The 269-nt window shown below is 50.6% G+C and carries 1 rRNA gene; it reads left to right on the top strand.

What is annotated here, in order from left to right:
• A 23S ribosomal RNA gene (locus ACSIPU_RS31345) occupies positions 1-269 on the top strand; the annotation flags it as partial.

Genomic DNA, 269 nt, shown 5'->3' with positions numbered 1-269 from the left:
CATCAAATCGTACCCCAAACCGACACAGGTGGTCAGGTAGAGAATACCAAGGCGCTTGAGAGAACTCGGGTGAAGGAACTAGGCAAAATGGTGCCGTAACTTCGGGAGAAGGCACGCTGATGGTAGGTGAAGTGACTTGCTCATGGAGCTGAAATCAGTCGAAGATACCAGCTGGCTGCAACTGTTTATTAAAAACACAGCACTGTGCAAACACGAAAGTGGACGTATACGGTGTGACGCCTGCCCGGTGCCGGAAGGTTAATTGATGG

The organism is Klebsiella sp. HN106 (assembly GCF_051209435.1).
Lineage (GTDB): Bacteria > Pseudomonadota > Gammaproteobacteria > Enterobacterales > Enterobacteriaceae > Klebsiella > Klebsiella oxytoca.
Note: the sequence above shows the minus strand (reverse complement) of the source record. Positions and strands in the feature narration are given on the sequence as shown.